We start from the raw sequence: 17,240 nt of genomic DNA, 5'->3' as shown, positions 1-17,240 counted from the left end.
CTATGCTAAAATTCCCAATACACAGGAGGGGGAAACGCGTCAATCGTCGCTTGTCATGGCTTCAATAAAGTTGTTCAATGGTTCTAGCCTTTGGATATTCTGATTACACGCCACACTATCCTGGCAAATATAATGACCACGCTTCAGCTCAGACTCACCAGCCGTTTTAATATCGGCCATGAACAGCCCAACTCTCTCCTGACTATGGCAGATGGAACAGATCCCATTCCTTTGGCTTTTCCGGAAAGAACCTTTAATGCCTGTCCACCCCTCTTCTGTTCGAAACATGAGGAACTTTTGCCGAGATCCATAATCATCCCATCCTATATAGGTAAGATCTCTGTTGTCCACTCTTTCAAGAGACGGAACTTTGACCTTCTTCAAAGCCGGAAAAGCCCGCTGAACATTTTCCTCTTTAACCTCTGGGAAAGGATGCACATACTGACGTAATCTAGACAAATACAACGTCGCATCCGCTTGGTCTTGTACGTCGATAATCTTTACAATCAGTTCTTCCTGGTATTCCGTTAACGACCCAAACCTCTCTAGTACCTTCTCTTTCGTGACAGAACGTAAAGCATCAAGTACGCCTGCATCATTGACAGTCGCATGGCTGTGCAGTAAATGTTTAATTTGTTCTTCTATATAATTGAATTGATCGCTTCGAATGAAAGATTCCATAGGATAACCTCCTCCTATTTCCTTCCTCTCATTGTAAACAAGATTTAAGCTTGAAGCATTAAAAAAACTCGCCACAGTGGGCGAGTTTTTACTTAGTTTGATCCAACTTCTACTACGATTGAACCGTAAATGGCATTTGCAGACCAGAATCCATCATAAGGCCATCTGTATTCTCAAGAGGTTTAATAATAAGCCGATACTCTCCATTTGAATACCCCTTTTCAGGAGGCATGACTGTGATCGAGTCTCCTCTTCCGTTGCGCTTAAGAGAAGTAGCGATGGTTTCTCCTATACTATTAACAATGAAGATTTGCTCTCCATTTACAGAACTTCTATTGACCTGAGTGTTAAAGGAAATGGTCCACTCTTTATGAGCTCCATAAGCACTCTCACCAGCTTCCCAAATTGGATATTTCTGATAGAGGGCCTCAAGGGAATCAGATTGATAGAAGTTAGTAACCGATAGCTCACTCCCCGATTCATAGTGAGCGATGTCACCTGACTGAATCTTGACGGTATACGTCTCTTCCTGATCAAAATGAGGGCTGTCCACCTTCAATTGATACGTCCCTGATTCAAGGGAGCGTACGTTACGCTGAGTATTTCCTTTCTTCTCTAAGTAAACTTGTCCATTCTTTTCTAACGTTATTTGAGCTTTAGGATCCTCTCCATTCATCCACTCAAGGGTAAGGAAATGAATATCATTTTGATCCTCAAAGTAAATATCCTTAAAGGCAATATTCTCTCCTGTTGTAAAAGACCACGTACGTGATACATCAAAGGCCTCTCCATCACCAGGGGTTACTTGAGCTTGAACGCTGGCCTTATATTCCTCTCCAGGTGAGAGCTTATCATGTGGAATAATAAACACATGATGGTCCCCTTCATCTTCCATATCTGGGGTGATGGTATAGGACTCTACCACTTCACCACTTTCGTCCGTCAACTCAACATTGTCTACCTGAAGTTCATCAGAGGAAGGACCATAATACACATAAGAGATTGGATAACCTGTCCACACTTTATCTTGGTTAAAGAATCGAAGAGGATTTGGTGATTCATATGCATACCAAGATACTGGCACATCTTCCTGATTGGCATAAGGGTACTGAATGACATGGTGTTCTCCATTGCTACCCTCTCCGCCAAAATTCATGACGAAATCACCTTCATCATTGTATCCCGTCCCCGCTTCATTATAGAAAGGGTTCATCAAACTCATGCGGTGGTAAGGAGCATCAAATAAATGATCAATTGAGGCTTGTCCACCAGGCTCTTGATAAGTAATTCCTTCCCCTACGAACCATTTTGGATAACCAAAGAAGGCCGTACGCTGTGCTGGTTTCTTACCTGTAAATAAATCTTCATGACTAGCTGATTCATAGTGCCCTTTTGTATAGGACTGAATATAATTGGCATGGGCCTGTGCAGCGCTTTTCAGTTGATCATTCCGCTTAAGCATAGGTGCGCCTAATCGTTCACGGTATTCATTCGCACGTTGAAGCGCATCATCTTCAACTGTGGACAAGACGCTTTCATCTGTTGAAGCGAAAGGATTCAAATTACGACGGTCGACTTCAAATGACCACGTACGCTCAAGTTGCTTCACGCCGTGCACAACACTTCGAACCGTTACAGTATTCTCACCCGAGAGACCTTTCGCCTGATATGTAAGCATTCCTGATTCTTCATTATAGGAGGCGGAAACTTTCTCTCCATTCAACAACATCTCCATATCATAAGCCAAATCATAGTTTGATAGCTTCACATAATAGCTGATGACAGGTGATGCTGTCGGGACAAGGCCGTTAGGAGAGCCTTTCTCGTGATAGCTAATCGTATAGGACGTAGATTCTACTGCTACCGCATGATCCTCATCTCCGTATACAACCCCCGGAGAAAGAACAAACAGCATGAGCACAACTACTATCCAAATTCGGTGTTTGCTCATATTCATCACACCTCTCTAAGAACGTTTACTATCATTTTACTAAAAACAAGCGACCTCTCCTAGGGAATCGACAATTTTTTTACATGTTCTTCCGCCCCTCTTTACTTGAAATCCTCCGAGCGATCTCAGATAATAAAACAAATTGCCCGAAAGGAAGCTGATCATCCATGGCATCAACTCACGCATTTCTGAACCAAAGTCACCTTCTCATTTTCGACCTGGATGGGACTCTTTACGAAGACACCAACCACTTCGATCATTTCGCCTATAAATTAAAAGACCAATTACCTAAAGAGAAACAAGAGGCTTTCTTGAACGATTACAAGCGTGTTCAAGAAGGAAATCATCCATTATCAATCGGGAAGGTCTACGATGCTCAGGAAGATATCTTCTGGACATGGGATCCGTTTACTGAACAGCTAAGCAACCCACAGTCTTGGGAAGGGAAACACGTTCAGAGTCAAACAGCAGAAACGTTCCCAGCCTCGACATTCGACTTTGAGCGTTGGATCGCAATCGGAGATGGCTGGTGGCCCCCGTATGTGCTAGCCCTTCATTATGGATTGCCCATAATCGACTGTCACCAGGCCTATGACGACACGAAAGTCGACATGTCCTCACAAGAGGGCTGGCTGACCCAAACACCTGGCCTGCGCCCGTTTTTAGAAGAGATTAAAAAAGAGAAAACGATCGTACTGATGACCAACAGCGAAGCTACAGATGTGGACCGCTTATTGAAAGAGTTAAATCTTCATGACCTGTTTGACGACCGTATTACCTCAGCCACGAAGCCTGTGCAAACGAGCGAGCACTTCCATGAACTTCTAAAACGCTACAAGGTAAAGCCAGAAGAAGCTGTCTCTGTCGGAGATAATTTCATGAACGAAATCGCACCTGCCCTTCAATATGGCATGCATGCTGTTTGGCTCACACCAGATGAGCCAAATATCGAACACGAGAAACTACATCCTGTCAGGTCGTTAACAGATATTCTTTGAATTTGTCAGGTCCGTTGTGGTTGATGAGTGCTTGGGGGGGCTGGGGAACGACTCGCTTTCCACGGGCGAGCTGTCGAGCCTCCTCGGGCAAAAGAGCCTAGGTGAGACCCCGGAGGCCGGCTTTGCAGGCTGAGGAGGCTCACCAGCTCCCCACAGGAAAGCGAGTGGTTTCCAGGTCCACCTTACTCTCAACTAAGGCTAACGGTAACCTCGCTATAAAAGTATAAAGCCACTGCACTCTCCTTAGAGAACGCAGTGGCTTCTTTAGGTCATACCTGAAGACCATTCAAAATATAGTCGATTGTACGATCAATCTCCGCTTCATCATCCCATTCACCATCTGGCATGATGATAAATCGAGTCACTAAAAACCCGATGACTGTTGTAATGACTAACCGAAGAACCGTTTCGGTCGGGTAATCTTTAATAAGCCCTTGTTCCTGATAGTGGCTTATGAAACGTTCGAAGTGCGGCAATACTTCTGCACGAAACACTTCTTTATATCGATCCTGGAGCTCGGGGTGAAAGGCGACCTCCTGCAGGACGATTTTTAAAAGCGGGACATTCTTCTTCGCAAATTCAAATCGATTCACAAGAATCGTCCTCAACAATTCTTCGAAATCTTCATGTTCCCCTTCTTTAAACACTTGTTTCACAAAGGACTGAGCAATAAATGGAACAGCGAGCTTTGTAATAACAGGAGAAACAATCGCCAGTAAGAGGTCCTTCTTGGTTTTGTAATGACGAAAGATGGTTCCTTCCGCCACCCCAGCACGTTTTGCAATCTCGCTTGTTGAGGTCGATGCATAACCTTTTTCAGAGAACATTTCTATAGCCGCTTGCACAATTTGTTGTTGCTTCGGGGTAAGCTGCTCTTGATCATCTGATTCTAGCAGTTCCTTGAAAGCATCATATTCCGTCACGCTTTGACCCCCTTTTTCAATCTAACCTCTATTATAGCTTGCGATGCTTTTTCAACGCTACTATATTCAAGATAAAAAAGGTAAGGGCAAATGCTACTAATACGTATACGTCCATTTGAATATCGGTAAAACCTTCACCGCGGATCATCACCCCTCTTAACGCACTAGCTCCATAGGTGAGTGGCATAATTTGTCCAATCATCTTAATCCATGAAGCAACCGCATCGAGATTAAACAAGCCAGAAAAGAAAACTTGCGGGACGATCACGATAGGAATAAATTGAATCATTTGAAATTCATTGTTCGCAAAAGCGGACAGTAAAGTGCCAAAGGTGAGAGCGGTTAGCGCAAGTAACATCGACACAAGCAGCACATACCAAATAGAACCAGCCATCCACACATCTAATGCATAAATTGCGAAAAAGGCAATAAGAGCGGTTTGAAGAATCGTAAACAGGCCAAATCCAGATACATACCCCGTCACGATCTCCCACCTTTTAAGGGGAGTGGATAGAATCCTTTCAAGCGTACCTTGAGTTCGTTCACGCAAGAAAGAAACGCCTCCGATGATAAATACAAAGAAGAACACAAAGAATCCGATAAGCACAGGCCCCACATTATCAAATAACCCTAAACTATCTGAGCCATGAAGATAATCAAATTGAGGCTTAAAAGGCATTGATTGTGCGGGAACAGCATTTTGCATCGCCTTCTGCACAACACCCATCACAGCCTGATTAGTAGATGGATCACTTCCTTCAAGAGTCACATTCAACTCTGATTGCTGCCTATGAATAAGCGCATCTATTTCCAAATCGTCTAGTGCCTCTTCAGCTTCTGAGAGGTCCATCTTTTGAATCGTAACATCCTGCTCTTCTAGTAACTCGCTCATCTGTTCAGGAACGTTTACTAAGGCAATCGTTGGTTCATAACGATCCCCATCTAACACAAGCCACATTAGCGTTAGTACAAGAAGCGGCGCTAGAAGCATAAGGGCAAGAGATCGTTTATCCCGTCTAAATTGTCGTATAATCCGCAGCGTAATCGCTTGAACATTCATGAACGACCACCTCCATACGCTAGAAAGGCTTCTTCAATTGTCGCTCCACCCGTTTGTTGTTTCAATTCCTCAGGAGTTCCTGAAGCAATCACATAACCATCACGAAGCATTGCTAAACGATCACATTTATCTGCCTCATCCATTACGTGAGTCGTTACAATAATCGAAGCTCCCTTTTCTTTCCACCGATTTAGCTCAGCCCAGATGGATTGCCGCAACACTGGATCAATCCCTACTGTGGGTTCATCCAATATCAATACATTCGGTTCATGCAAAAGGGCAATCGCCAGAGAAAGGCGCCTTTTCATTCCACCTGAATAATTCCGTACAGGTTTATTCATGTGCTCCGTCAGCCCAACAACTCTCATCACATCTTCTATCCGTTCTTTTCGCTTTGGACGCTTCAATCCATAAATAGATGCAAAGAATTCCAGATTCTCACGGGCCGACAGTTCACTATACAACGCATCCGATTGAGCCATATACCCGACCTTCCTCATCTGCTCTAAAGAAGGCATCTTCACACCCTCTACCCATGCTTCACCAGTATCAGCTTCCATAATACCCACAATCATTTTGACAAGGGTGGTCTTCCCAGCCCCAGAAGGGCCTAACAATCCATAGATTTCACCGCTGCCTATGTTCATATTAATATCTTTCAAAACCGCTTCTTCCCCAAACGAATGGGCCATCCCCTTAACTTCAATTACTGTATCCATAATTCTCAACCCCTCTTCCACATAAGTGAGTGATTACTCACTTTTATAGTAAAACAGTTTTGCGCGCTTGTAAAGTGAGTAATCACTCACATAAATAATATGTATGCTTTCATTTGTTTATATGTGTTTGAACAAAATTCTATTTCCACAAAAAAAGAACCCTTTTCCACATGGGTTCTTTAAACGTTGAAAACTGGCTACTAGTCCAACACTCATAAACCAAATCGGCGTCGGATCTTACCACTATATCTCTTATAAGCACCTGATTGCTTCATCTTCCGCTTTTCCATAAGAGTTTGAAAATGAATCTCCTTTTCTTTTAACTCTTTCTGATAAGCCATTCGTTCTTCCTCATCCGTACAAAGTGCTACCAGTTCTTCAATACGAACAATTTCTTTCTTCACTTCCATTTCTTCAGGAAGCATATTCGCGTTCTTCAGGATCGTATAACTCGCCCTTAGATCCTCCGGTACAGCTTGAATCTCAGATAAATCAAGGGGTTTCCCTTTACCCGGAAGATCCTTAAACACACCTTCACGTTCAGCCTGCTTAATCTTCTCCTCAGCCATCATGGTTACGAAATCCAAATCGACTCCACCCCTTTACTTAAAGATCTACTCAACATTACAAAAATTGTAACATAACCTTTAGGAGGTTTCGACACGGATAAGTTAGGCTACATAATTAGGACGAAGACGATTGGGGGCAGCAAAATGGTTAAATTAAGCGATGACTATTTACAAGAAATTATAACTGAATATACACCGTATACCACTCAAGGAGAAGTCGTAGAAAGCCTTCCATGTGTGAGTGAGTTAAACCAAAACGATATCGGCATTGCTGTAATCGATTTGGATCAGAACATTTATACAGCAGGAACGAAGGACCTTTCCTTCTCTCTGCAAAGCGCCTCTAAGGTAGTCAGTCTTATGATTGCATTAGAAGATCTCGGAGAGGAGAAAGTGTTTCAAACCGTTGGTATGGAGCCAATGGGAGACCACTTCAATACTATTAGTCATCTCGAAGCAGATGATGTACATAGACCGTTCAACCCCATGGTTAACGCAGGAGCTATTGCCATATGCTCTCTAATCAAAGGATCAACCGTCGAGGAGCGCTTTGATCGAATCATGATGATGTTAAAGACTGTACTCGGTCACGATGACATCCACATGAACGAAGAAGTGTACGAATCCGAGAAACGAAAAGGAGACCGCAATCGTGCCCTCGCTTATTATATGAGTAGTACAGGTTCTGTAGCCCTTGACCCGGAAGAAGCACTCGACTTATACTTCCGAATCAACTCCATTCAGTTTCAGGTACGCGACTTAGCCTTATTAGGTTTGTTCTTTGCAAATGGCGGCCGGACGATTGAACAAGGAGAACAACTCCTACACCCTGATCATTTAACGACAATTGAAGCGATCATGATGACTTCGGGTATGTATAATGAGTCAGGTCGCTTCGCTGTAAACGTTGGATTTCCATGCAAAAGCGGAATTAGCGGCGGCATTTTCGGGGCTGTTCCAGGGAGATATGGGATTGGCGTCATAGGACCTGCTATTAACCCGAAAGGAAACAGTGTAGGGGGGAGTAAAATCTTAGAACGTCTTTCGAAAGATCTCGACCTGAACATCTTTCATCCAAAAGGTAAGAAATAATTTGAGTAAAACGAAAGACGCCTGGGAGATGACCTCCGAGGCGTCTTTTTTGGTTCAATCTATTCGGATAGTTTCCAATGAGAAATGTTTAATGTCACTTCTCCTGAAGCTGCAAACTGAACGGTACGATTGTTTTCTGACGGGTAATAACGGGCCGTAAAGACCTCTTCCCCACCATTGACGAACATCTCTATAGATGAGGTATCTACAAACAAATGAAGGTCCTCTAAGTTTCCAATCTTACACGTTCTTGATTCCGTACGACGATCTTCAAAGCGTTTACGCTCAAGCGTTAATTCTCCACTCGGTTTGTGATAAACAAGCCTTGCATCATTTCGTAACGTTAGTTCAAACACATCAGAATCATTGCTTTCAAATCCAACATGAAGCTCAAACGCATCCCCTTCGATTCCTTCAATCGTTGTTTCCACATCGTTTAACTCTACGCGTTCATAGGAAACTTCTTCTTTTCGAAGCTTCTCTAATTCTTGTACAGGCTTTTGAATAAGCTTATCTCCCTCAAGTATTAACTCTCTTGGAAGAGTAAGCGTATGGATCCATTTGTGTTTAATCGTTGGATGATGCTCTTCATCCTGGTCAGGTACACCCATCCATCCAACTAAAATACGACGACCATGTTCATCGACAGTGGTTTGCGGAGCGTAAAATTCGAACCCTTGGTCAAGCTCTTTAAAAGAACCGTGATTAAGCTTTCCTGTGTTGTAATTCATATCCCCGACAAAGTATCCAGATTGATAAACATTTTGATAATGGTTACCATCTGCTTCTAACCCTTGAGGAGATACGACTAAGATATGCTTGCCTTGCAGTTCGAATAGATCCGGGCATTCCCACATGAAGCCAAAGTCATCTAGTTGATCGGTATGAGCTCCTGTTACAATCCCCATATGCTCCCAGGCTTCAAGATCTGTTGAACGGAACAACGCAACGCGCCCCTGTAAATCGTGGTTCTGTGTTCCAACCACCATATACCAGGTGTCCTCATGTTTCCAAACTTTTGGGTCGCGAAAGTGAGCGGTATAATCTTCAGGTAATTCTAGTACAACACCTTGCTTCTCGAAGTGAATTCCATCTTCTGATGTCGCCAATACTTGATAGCTTTCTCGGTTCCCTTCTTCATCTTTCACATTTCCGGTATAGAACAGATTCATCTTTCCATTTGCTTCAATGGCACTACCAGAATAACAGCCATTCTTCTCAAACCACTCAGAAGGTGTAAGCGCAATAGGCTCCGCCTGCCAGTTTACGAGATCTGAAGACGTGTAATGCCCCCAGAACTTAGCCCCGTGCCCTGTTTTAAACGGCATCCACTGATAAAACATGTGGTAGGTGCCGTTATATTGAATGAAGCCGTTTGGGTCATTTAATAACCCCACAGGCGGCTGTATATGAAAGCGAAGACGATGAGGGTCGGCTTCTACCTGATCACGAAATTTCTCTATTTCTGCATAAGCCTCTTGGCGAAGCTGGTTATCTCTTTGAGACACAAAAGTCCCTCCTTAGGAAGATAAGTGTTGTTTCACTTGATCGATTGTTGGTAAAGCTGTCATAGCACCCTTAGTAGAAGCAGCAAGGGCACCTGATACACTAGCCATTTTCGCCATCTCAACAGCCTGCTCAATGGAGAGTTCCTCCATCGAAACATCTGCTTCATTGATTGCATATAAAATACCTGAAACGAATGCATCTCCTGCACCAGTGGTATCAACCGCATCCACTTTCATGGCGTCCACTTTAGCCATTTCTCCATTCGTCACCACGTAACTACCATCTCCACCAAGTGTTACAAGCATAAATGGAATATCATATTTGTCATTCATTTGTTTAATTCCGGATTCAATATCTTTCTCACCTGTAACAAACTCAAGTTCTTCCTCTGAAACTTTAAGCACATCAACCTGATCAAGCATAGAGACAATCGCTTCTTTCGCCTGATCTTCTGAAGACCATAAACTCATACGAAGATTAGGGTCAAAGGATACGACCAACCCTTTATCACGTGCGACCTGTACCGCATGCTTCGTCGCTTGTTTCGCTGGCTCATTAATCATAGAGATCGTTCCAAAGTGAAGGACACGGTGTTCATCAAACAAGGATTCTTCTACATCTTCGACACGAAGCATTTGATCCGCACTTGGATTAATAAAGAACTCAAAGCTTCTCTCTCCATTGTCTGCAAGGGTTACAAATACAACGCCTGTGCGCACGTCTTCTGTAAACGTCATACCATCTGTTTTAACACCATAAGAGGTTAAAGTGTCTTTAAGGAAGTGACCTAATGAGTCATCTCCTACCTTCCCTAAAAACGTAGACTTAGCCCCAAGGCGTGCCAACCCTACAGCAACGTTTGCCGGGGCACCACCTGGGCTCTTCTGATATTCTGTGTTTTCACTAGTCAATGGAATGAAATCAATCAGTGCTTCTCCCAAACTAATAATGCCTTTTGTCATGTTACGCTCTCCCTTCAAGAGTTCCATAGTTATAGATTATCAAAAACGCATAGCGCTGTCTCACATGAATAAAAGAAGTCAGGCAATGGGCCTGACTTCTTGTTCACTTGTTCTATTTTTTCTCTTCTTTCCAACCTAGAAGTAGTGTTGCTAAGAAGGCACCACCAATAGCGATCACAAGGCCGATGATATAGTTCAATGTGTCAGAACCAGTGGTTAAGGCAATCATCGGAAGACCGGTTAGACCAATACCGTTTGCAATGACACCAGTAAAGGTAACGTAGAAGCCACCTAGCGCACCACCGATCATCGCCCCTATGAATGGACGACGGTGTTTTAAGTTAACACCAAAGATGACAGGCTCTGTAATACCTAAGAATGCTGAGACAGCTGCTGGTAACGCAATCTCTTTCGTCTTTTTGTTCTTGGTTTTGAAGAACACAGCCAGACCAGCACCACCTTGAGCAACGTTTGCCATCGCCCAAATTGGTAAAAGGTAGTTACCTGTTTTAGTTAAAATCTCTGCTTCAATAGCGTGGAAGCTGTGGTGTACACCTGTTAAGACAATCAGAGAGTACGTACCACCAAACACAAGACCCGCTAACCCTTGAGCCGTACCGTACACAACATCCAGAACGGTCGTAATACCTGAACCAAGTAAGCGACCTGCAGGGCCAATAACAAGAAGGGCTGCGAAACCAGTTAAGATAACCGTTAAGAACGGTGTCACAAGTAAATCAATTACACCTGGCACAACTTTGCGGATATTCTTCTCAAGAAGACTCATGATATATACCGTTAATAGGACCGGAATTACCGTTCCTTGATACCCTAGCATTTCAATAGAAAATCCGAAGAAATCCATCGTCGGAATTTCTGCACTACCAGCATTCCAAGCGTTTAACAACGCCGGGTGCGTCATAATTCCACCGATAACAGCACCTAGATAAGGTGTAGCACCAAACTCTCTTGCTGCACTAAAACCAATTAGAATCGGTAAGATAATAAAGGCAGCAGAAGAGAACATATCTAACATGGTGAAGATCGCACCATCTGGGTCGCCCCATTCATAAGCTTTCATCAATCCAAGAAGACCCATTAACATACCGCTGGCTACGATTGCCGGAATGATCGGAACGAAAATATTTGAAAGCATACGGGCAAAACGAGCAAATGGATTCATGTTTTGTTTTGCTGCTTCTTTATGATTCACGCCTTCTTTTTGTTCCCCTTGCTCAATGCCTAATTCTTTAGCAAATGGTTGGAACACTTTGTTCACAACGCCTGTACCAAAGATAATTTGATACTGACCTGAACTTGAGAAAGCCCCTTTAACTCCATCAAGTTCTTCAATGGCAGATTGGTCGACTTGGCTTTCGTCACTAATAACCAAGCGAAGACGCGTCGCGCAGTGTGTTGCACTAACTACGTTATCCTTTCCACCTAACAACGGAACTAACTTCTGTGCTATATCTTTGTAGTCCATGTTGTTTTCCTCCCTTTTCAAAATAAGTTAACCCTAAACGTTCTAAAACATAAAAAAGGCAAGACCTAAACTATTTACAAAGGGTACACGTCACCCTCGTAAACACTTTAGGTCTTGCCTGCCAAAACAGTAACAATCCTGCTTTATTGAATTTGTAACTCCATTGTAATGTAAGCGTTGCCGATATGCAACACCTTTACTCTAAAAATACTTTCCAGACTAGGTACGTTCTAGCACTCTCTGGATGTGAAGAGCAATATACCCAACCTCAGAAGCAGGGAATGAAACTTCATACTCGTCTTTGATGAATTGGGCCATTTTCTGCGACAGCACAAAAGCGCCTTCATACTTTGTCTGAATCAGCTCGAGCATGTCCGGGTCCATATCGTGGAACGGTTCCCCTGTTTCAATACGGTTTAATGCAAAATGAAGGTGTGTCACCATACGTTGATGGGAAATCCCCTCAGGATCCACTGTTGAGCCAGATTCCTCTTCTAATACACCGATCATTTCATTAATCATAGTCGTATGCTTCATTGTGTTTTCCATTGTACTGGCACCGAGCTTTGCCGTATGAATGTGTAACGCAATGTGAGCCGCCTCATCTTCTGGAATCGCCACACCAGTCCTTTTTTCGATCAAATCAATCGCCCATAAACCAATCGAGAATTCTTGCGCATAAAGCGTTTTGATTTCTGTAATAAGCTTGTTTTGAATTCGGAAGCCTTGCTTAAGACGTTCAATTGCAAATGAAATATGATCGGTTAAAGAGATGTGAATATGATTACTAAGAGGAACTTTCAAGAAGCCCTCCGCATAGCTGATAATCTCTTCAGCAAGTTCAATTACATCTTCAGGCAGCGTTTTCAACAACTCCTGGAACTTTTTGTTTCCTTCTGACATCACGAAGATTTTCTCAATTTTAGACTGACTGATGACATCATTCTTCGATTTTTGAAAGGCAATCCCTGCCCCCATGACAATCTTTTCCTGATCATCTTCTTTTACAACAACCGCATTATTATTTAGGATTTTATTAATTTTCATATCGCCGCCACCTCCTATACGTTTCTAAAAAATAAAAGGTTGTGTTTATCATGGCAGTTTTCCATGATAAACACAACTTTAGATCGAGCAAATGGCGGCTACTATTTATTTTAAGGTTACTTTTAGAAGTTCCGTTTCACCTTTTGTTGTTTCGCCGCTATTTAAGCGCTCCATATTTTCTACTTCGTCACTGTTCGTAATGATAACTGGTGTAATAGTGCTTTTTGCTTTTTCTTTCACTTTATCTACATCAAATGTGATAAGAGAATCACCTGGTTTTACTTTATCGCCAACTTCAACGTGACCTTCAAAACCGTCCCCTTCCATACTTACCGTTTCAAGACCGATGTGGATTAATACTTCTAGTCCACCCGCTGTCTTAATTCCGATGGCGTGTTTAGTTGGGAACAACTGAACGATTTCCCCAGCGATCGGAGCAACAACATTCCCATCTGCAGGTTCAATCGCCAATCCTTCTCCCATCATTTTTTGAGAGAAAACAGGGTCTGGTACCTCTTCAAGATCTAGCACCTTACCGTTCAATGGCGCTACTAGTACTTCTTCAGAGACTTTGTCTTTTTTACCGAATAATTTCTTTAACATATTAGGTCACCCTTTTTCTGAATATTTGTGAAATAAAAAGACCTAAAACGGGTAGAAGACATCTACGTTTTAGGTCTTGCCTGATCGAGTCAGTTACAATCCAAGCTCTATTGTTTACTTTTAAGAGTAAACGTATCCATAGGGATTGTCAAGCACTGTCAACGTAGTCTACTTCCTATAGTAAATATACCCGTTACACATGGCTTTAACCCAATTCCTTTTAACCAAAGCACATCCCTCAACGAGGGAAAATCTAAAAAAATTACCCCGGAATTTATCCGGGGCTAAATGAGTTATTTACCAATAAATTGTTGCGTCCATACGTTTCCATCCTCAACAAAACCTACGCCAATGTGTGTAAAGTTCTCATTTAAGATATTCGCACGGTGACCTTCACTATTCATCCAAGCGTCAACTACTTCCTGCGGAGTTTGTTGACCTTTCGCGATGTTTTCCCCAGCAGTACGGTACTCAATGCCAAACTGCTTCATCATATCAAATGGAGAGCCATACGTTGGACTGTTGTGAGAGAAATATCCATTTTGAGCCATGTCTTGAGATTTCTTCTCTGCTACATTGCTTAATTCTTTATCAATCTTAAGTGGATCTAACCCTTGAGCTGCGCGTTCTTCATTTGTCAGTTCGACGACTTTCTGTTCAAACTGGCTTAAAGCATTTGTTTGCTGTTCTGTGGTTTGTTCTTTAGCTTGAGCTGGTTCTTGTTGTTGAGAAGTTGGCGCCTGTTGTTCCACTCTTTCTGGTGCTTTCTGCTGCGTTTGTGGTGCTTCTTGATCTGATTTAGGTTGTTCTTGTTTAGCTTGGTCCCATTTTATTTCATAGTTTGATAGATACTTATTAATATATTGATTTATTTGTTCTTGATTGAATTGTTGACCACTTTCAAATTTAAACGTTTTTGTCTGGATTGAATCTTGAGACTGGGCATGCACGTCAGACTGCATCACGCCCCCTGCCATTAGAGTTGATGCTAAAGCAGTCGTAATCGTTACTTTCTTAAACATGTAATCTCCTCCTGTAGTGTTCTTGTTTGGAACACCTTCATCATACCACCGGGTTTTATGTAATAATTTTGGGTAAAAATGGATGAAGGATAAAACGGGAGTCCTCTCAACTTCAGTACGACCTCTTCACAAATTGACAGATCAGGTAACAAGCAGAATTTAGAATACCGCAAAGCAACTACCACTATTTTACTTTAATAGAATTATTTTTAAGAGAATCACTATTGACGTACAATAAAAAACCCCTCCCTTTGTAACATAAGGGAGGGGTTGTAATAGACTTGTTACATTATTTCTGTTGTTCTTCTTTAAGCCATTCTTTCGCCCAGTTAGCCAGGTAGTCATAGTTCCAAACATCGGATGGATAGTCCACAAACATCTCTTCTCCGTCTTCATAAAGCTCTTGAAGGACTTCATTTAAAGAACCCATATAGAAGTCATAAAGGAATTCGTAACTAATGGTTTCCTTTGGCATATAGTTATCCGCACACACTTTCGGATCGGCGTAGTTCACATATGTTCTGCACGGTATGGGTCTAATCTCGTAAGCCATACACATGTTGCTCTCCGTATCCAACATCGGACAAGGTACCTGCGAAGCGATGTATTTCTTCTTAAATTCAGGATCATTCTCATGATCAATGGAAGTAACATGTTCAATTTCTTCCTTATAATTAGCTTTCCACTTCTCTAAATGATCCATAATCCGTTGCTTACGCTCTGCCGGCCAATGGTCAATAATCCGCTTCATCGTCTTCGCTTCTAATTCAGTTATGATGATTGGGAAGTAACAACAAAACGCACAGCCCATGAAACAAGATGCTTTCACATCCATGAACTGCTCCATGTTACTCATTTCTTCATTAACTTGTTGCAAGAACTGTTGAAACCCATCCATTATAATTTCATCAGCCGAGCGTTCACTAGCCAGTAGCTGATCTGTAATGGAAGCAAAATATCTATCGTTTAATTCGTATTGTTCATTTAACAATTCAATACGCTTTAAAATATCTTCATATGACAAATAGTGCTGTGATGTCACACCTTACACCCTTTCCTAATCCTTACCTACTTCCAATAGTTTAACATCAGCCCTCACCTTTGTACTAGTTTCGAAAAAGAATTCCCAGATATATGCTTCTGCATCCCCGGATGTGTGGAACTACAGACTCGCTCTATGACTTCACGCAAAAATTTTTGGGATATCCTTTCACTCGCTTGGAAAAGATGGTACAATAACACCGATGATTAATGCTCTTTATTAAATGCTATAGAAGAAAGGATGTTAGCCATGCATATCGGAAGCAAAGGCTGGTACGTTAATGAACTTAAAAAAACTGGCATGAGCCGTTACGAAGGCCGTAAGCTTGAAAGCTATAAAAAGCACATTCTTGCAAACCTATACTTCGGCAAAGCTGCTAAGTAAGGTTGCTTGAAAAACAGAGAGCCCCTAAAGCTCTCTGTTTTTTTATGCCTTTCTCCACCTCATCCTTCTTTAGCGCATTGGAATATATTGTTCATCAATCACGACATTCGACACCCCCACAAAAACTGGCCTATAAGAGAAATTCTATAGGAAGAAATACATCATTGGAGGAACGCTACATATGTTTTCTAATGCAGAAATTGGTATTGATTTAGGTACTGCGAACGTCTTAATTTACTCAAAAAATAAAGGGATCGTGTTAAACGAACCTTCAGTTGTTGCGATTGATACAGAAACAAAGAATGTATTAGCTGTTGGAAAAGAAGCAAAACAAATGGTCGGTAAAACGCCTAAAAACGTCATTCCGATCCGCCCACTTCGTGAAGGAGTCATTGCGGACTATGACATTACGGCACAGATGCTAAAAGAAATGCTCAAAAAGGTCAGCAAAAAGATGGGCCTATCCATGCGTAAACCAAACGTTGTGATTTGTACCCCTTCTGGCTCTACATCAGTAGAACGACGCGCTATTCATAACGCCGTGAAGAGCTATGGCGCTAAAAACGTCCACCTAATTGAAGAACCGGTAGCAGCCGCAATTGGCGCTGATCTTCCTGTAAGCGAGCCTGTTGCAAACGTTATCCTTGATATTGGTGGCGGTACAAGTGAAGTAGCGATCATCTCCTTCGGTGGCGTTGTTTCCTGCCGTTCTGTACGAAATGGCGGAGATACAATGGACGAAGAAATCATTCAGCACGTCCGTCGTCACTACAATGTTCTAATCGGTGAACGCACTGCAGAAGAAGTGAAGATCAACATCGGCTACGCTCTAGTTGATCACGAAGAGTTAACAATGGAAGTACGTGGACGCGACATGGTAACGGGCTTACCTAAAACGATCACGCTTAGCTCGACAGAAGTTCAGTCCGCTCTGCGCGAGAACTTAGAAAATATTCTTGAAACCGTACGCGCAACACTTGAAGATTGCCCACCAGAACTTAGCGGTGACATCGTAGACCACGGTGTTGTTATTACAGGCGGTGGTGCTTTACTAAATGGTATGGAAGAATGGCTGAGCAGCGAGATTTCTGTCCCAGTCCACCTTGCTCCAAACCCATTAGAATCTGTCGCAATCGGCACAGGCCGTTCACTGAAAATGATTCAAAAACTACAAAAAGCAGCAAAATAACAG

Annotated in this window: 17 protein-coding genes; 4 read left to right on the top strand and 13 right to left on the bottom strand. The window is 42.5% G+C overall.

Features of this window, described 5'->3' with window-relative positions; translation table 11 throughout:
• Positions 1-39: 39 nt before the first annotated feature.
• Together QNI29_RS02585 and QNI29_RS02580 are read right to left on the bottom strand one after the other, a co-directional pair.
• A complete protein-coding gene (locus QNI29_RS02585) occupies positions 40-681 on the bottom strand; it encodes a FusB/FusC family EF-G-binding protein (RefSeq protein ID WP_231419254.1) in 642 nt (213 codons plus the stop codon).
• 112 nt (positions 682-793) lie between these two features.
• Positions 794-2,632, bottom strand: coding sequence for a CAP domain-containing protein (locus tag QNI29_RS02580; protein ID WP_231419252.1), 1,839 nt, complete (start codon positions 2,630-2,632; stop codon positions 794-796).
• Positions 2,633-2,799: 167 nt separating this feature from the next.
• Here QNI29_RS02580 and QNI29_RS02575 point away from each other — a divergent pair, with 167 nt between their 5' ends.
• Positions 2,800-3,630, top strand: coding sequence for an HAD family hydrolase (locus tag QNI29_RS02575; RefSeq protein WP_231419251.1), 831 nt, complete (start codon positions 2,800-2,802; stop codon positions 3,628-3,630).
• Positions 3,631-3,899: 269 nt separating this feature from the next.
• Here QNI29_RS02575 and QNI29_RS02570 read toward each other — a convergent pair whose 3' ends face one another.
• From QNI29_RS02570 to QNI29_RS02555, 4 genes are all read right to left on the bottom strand, one after another.
• Positions 3,900-4,553, bottom strand: coding sequence for a TetR family transcriptional regulator (locus tag QNI29_RS02570; protein ID WP_231419250.1), 654 nt, complete (start codon positions 4,551-4,553; stop codon positions 3,900-3,902).
• 31 nt (positions 4,554-4,584) lie between these two features.
• Positions 4,585-5,613 (bottom strand): ABC transporter permease, encoded by a 1,029-nt coding sequence (locus QNI29_RS02565; RefSeq protein ID WP_231419248.1) that lies wholly within the window; start codon positions 5,611-5,613, stop codon positions 4,585-4,587.
• Complete coding sequence (locus QNI29_RS02560) at positions 5,610-6,332, bottom strand: ABC transporter ATP-binding protein (protein ID WP_231419247.1); 723 nt, start codon at positions 6,330-6,332, stop codon at positions 5,610-5,612. The genes QNI29_RS02565 and QNI29_RS02560 overlap by 4 nt, the downstream gene beginning before the upstream one ends.
• Positions 6,333-6,544: 212 nt before the next feature.
• On the bottom strand, positions 6,545-6,919 hold the full coding sequence (locus QNI29_RS02555; protein WP_370635522.1) for a DnaJ family domain-containing protein: 375 nt from the start codon (positions 6,917-6,919) through the stop codon (positions 6,545-6,547).
• A gap of 126 nt (positions 6,920-7,045) precedes the next feature.
• On the opposite strand from QNI29_RS02555, the gene glsA reads away from it, so the two are divergent.
• Positions 7,046-7,993, top strand: a complete 948-nt coding sequence (glsA, locus tag QNI29_RS02550) for a glutaminase A (protein WP_231419246.1) — start codon at positions 7,046-7,048, stop codon at positions 7,991-7,993.
• A 59-nt stretch (positions 7,994-8,052) separates the two neighbouring features.
• On the opposite strand, the gene QNI29_RS02545 is transcribed toward glsA, so the two are convergent.
• The 7 genes from QNI29_RS02545 to QNI29_RS02515 form a co-directional block, all read right to left on the bottom strand.
• The gene (locus QNI29_RS02545) at positions 8,053-9,501 is read right to left on the bottom strand and encodes a glycoside hydrolase family 32 protein (protein WP_231419245.1); all 1,449 of its coding nucleotides are present in this window, start codon (positions 9,499-9,501) and stop codon (positions 8,053-8,055) included.
• Between the two features lie 12 nt (positions 9,502-9,513).
• Positions 9,514-10,464, bottom strand: a complete 951-nt coding sequence (locus QNI29_RS02540) for a carbohydrate kinase family protein (protein WP_231419243.1) — start codon at positions 10,462-10,464, stop codon at positions 9,514-9,516.
• Between the two features lie 112 nt (positions 10,465-10,576).
• On the bottom strand, positions 10,577-11,950 hold the full coding sequence (locus QNI29_RS02535) for a sucrose-specific PTS transporter subunit IIBC (protein WP_231419242.1): 1,374 nt from the start codon (positions 11,948-11,950) through the stop codon (positions 10,577-10,579).
• A gap of 219 nt (positions 11,951-12,169) precedes the next feature.
• Positions 12,170-12,997, bottom strand: a complete 828-nt coding sequence (locus QNI29_RS02530; protein WP_231419241.1) for a PRD domain-containing protein — start codon at positions 12,995-12,997, stop codon at positions 12,170-12,172.
• Between the two features lie 105 nt (positions 12,998-13,102).
• Entirely contained in the window at positions 13,103-13,600 is a 498-nt protein-coding gene (locus tag QNI29_RS02525; RefSeq protein WP_231419239.1) for a PTS sugar transporter subunit IIA, read from the bottom strand.
• 293 nt (positions 13,601-13,893) lie between these two features.
• Positions 13,894-14,622: a CAP domain-containing protein gene (locus QNI29_RS02520; protein ID WP_231419238.1), complete on the bottom strand. Its 729-nt coding sequence runs from the start codon at positions 14,620-14,622 to the stop codon at positions 13,894-13,896.
• 289 nt (positions 14,623-14,911) lie between these two features.
• A complete protein-coding gene (locus QNI29_RS02515; RefSeq protein WP_284526734.1) occupies positions 14,912-15,664 on the bottom strand; it encodes a YkgJ family cysteine cluster protein in 753 nt (250 codons plus the stop codon).
• A 249-nt stretch (positions 15,665-15,913) separates the two neighbouring features.
• Between QNI29_RS02515 and QNI29_RS02510 the strand changes: the two genes are divergently transcribed.
• Both QNI29_RS02510 and mreBH read left to right on the top strand, forming a co-directional pair.
• Positions 15,914-16,048, top strand: a complete 135-nt coding sequence (locus QNI29_RS02510; protein WP_231419236.1) for a YflJ family protein — start codon at positions 15,914-15,916, stop codon at positions 16,046-16,048.
• Between the two features lie 181 nt (positions 16,049-16,229).
• On the top strand, positions 16,230-17,237 hold the full coding sequence (gene mreBH, locus QNI29_RS02505; protein ID WP_231419235.1) for a rod-share determining protein MreBH: 1,008 nt from the start codon (positions 16,230-16,232) through the stop codon (positions 17,235-17,237).
• Positions 17,238-17,240 lie beyond the last annotated feature (3 nt).

This window comes from Pontibacillus chungwhensis, assembly GCF_030166655.1.
GTDB lineage: Bacteria > Bacillota > Bacilli > Bacillales > BH030062 > Pontibacillus.
The sequence above is the reverse complement of the archived record's forward strand: the minus strand, read 5'-3'. Positions and strand labels throughout refer to the sequence as shown.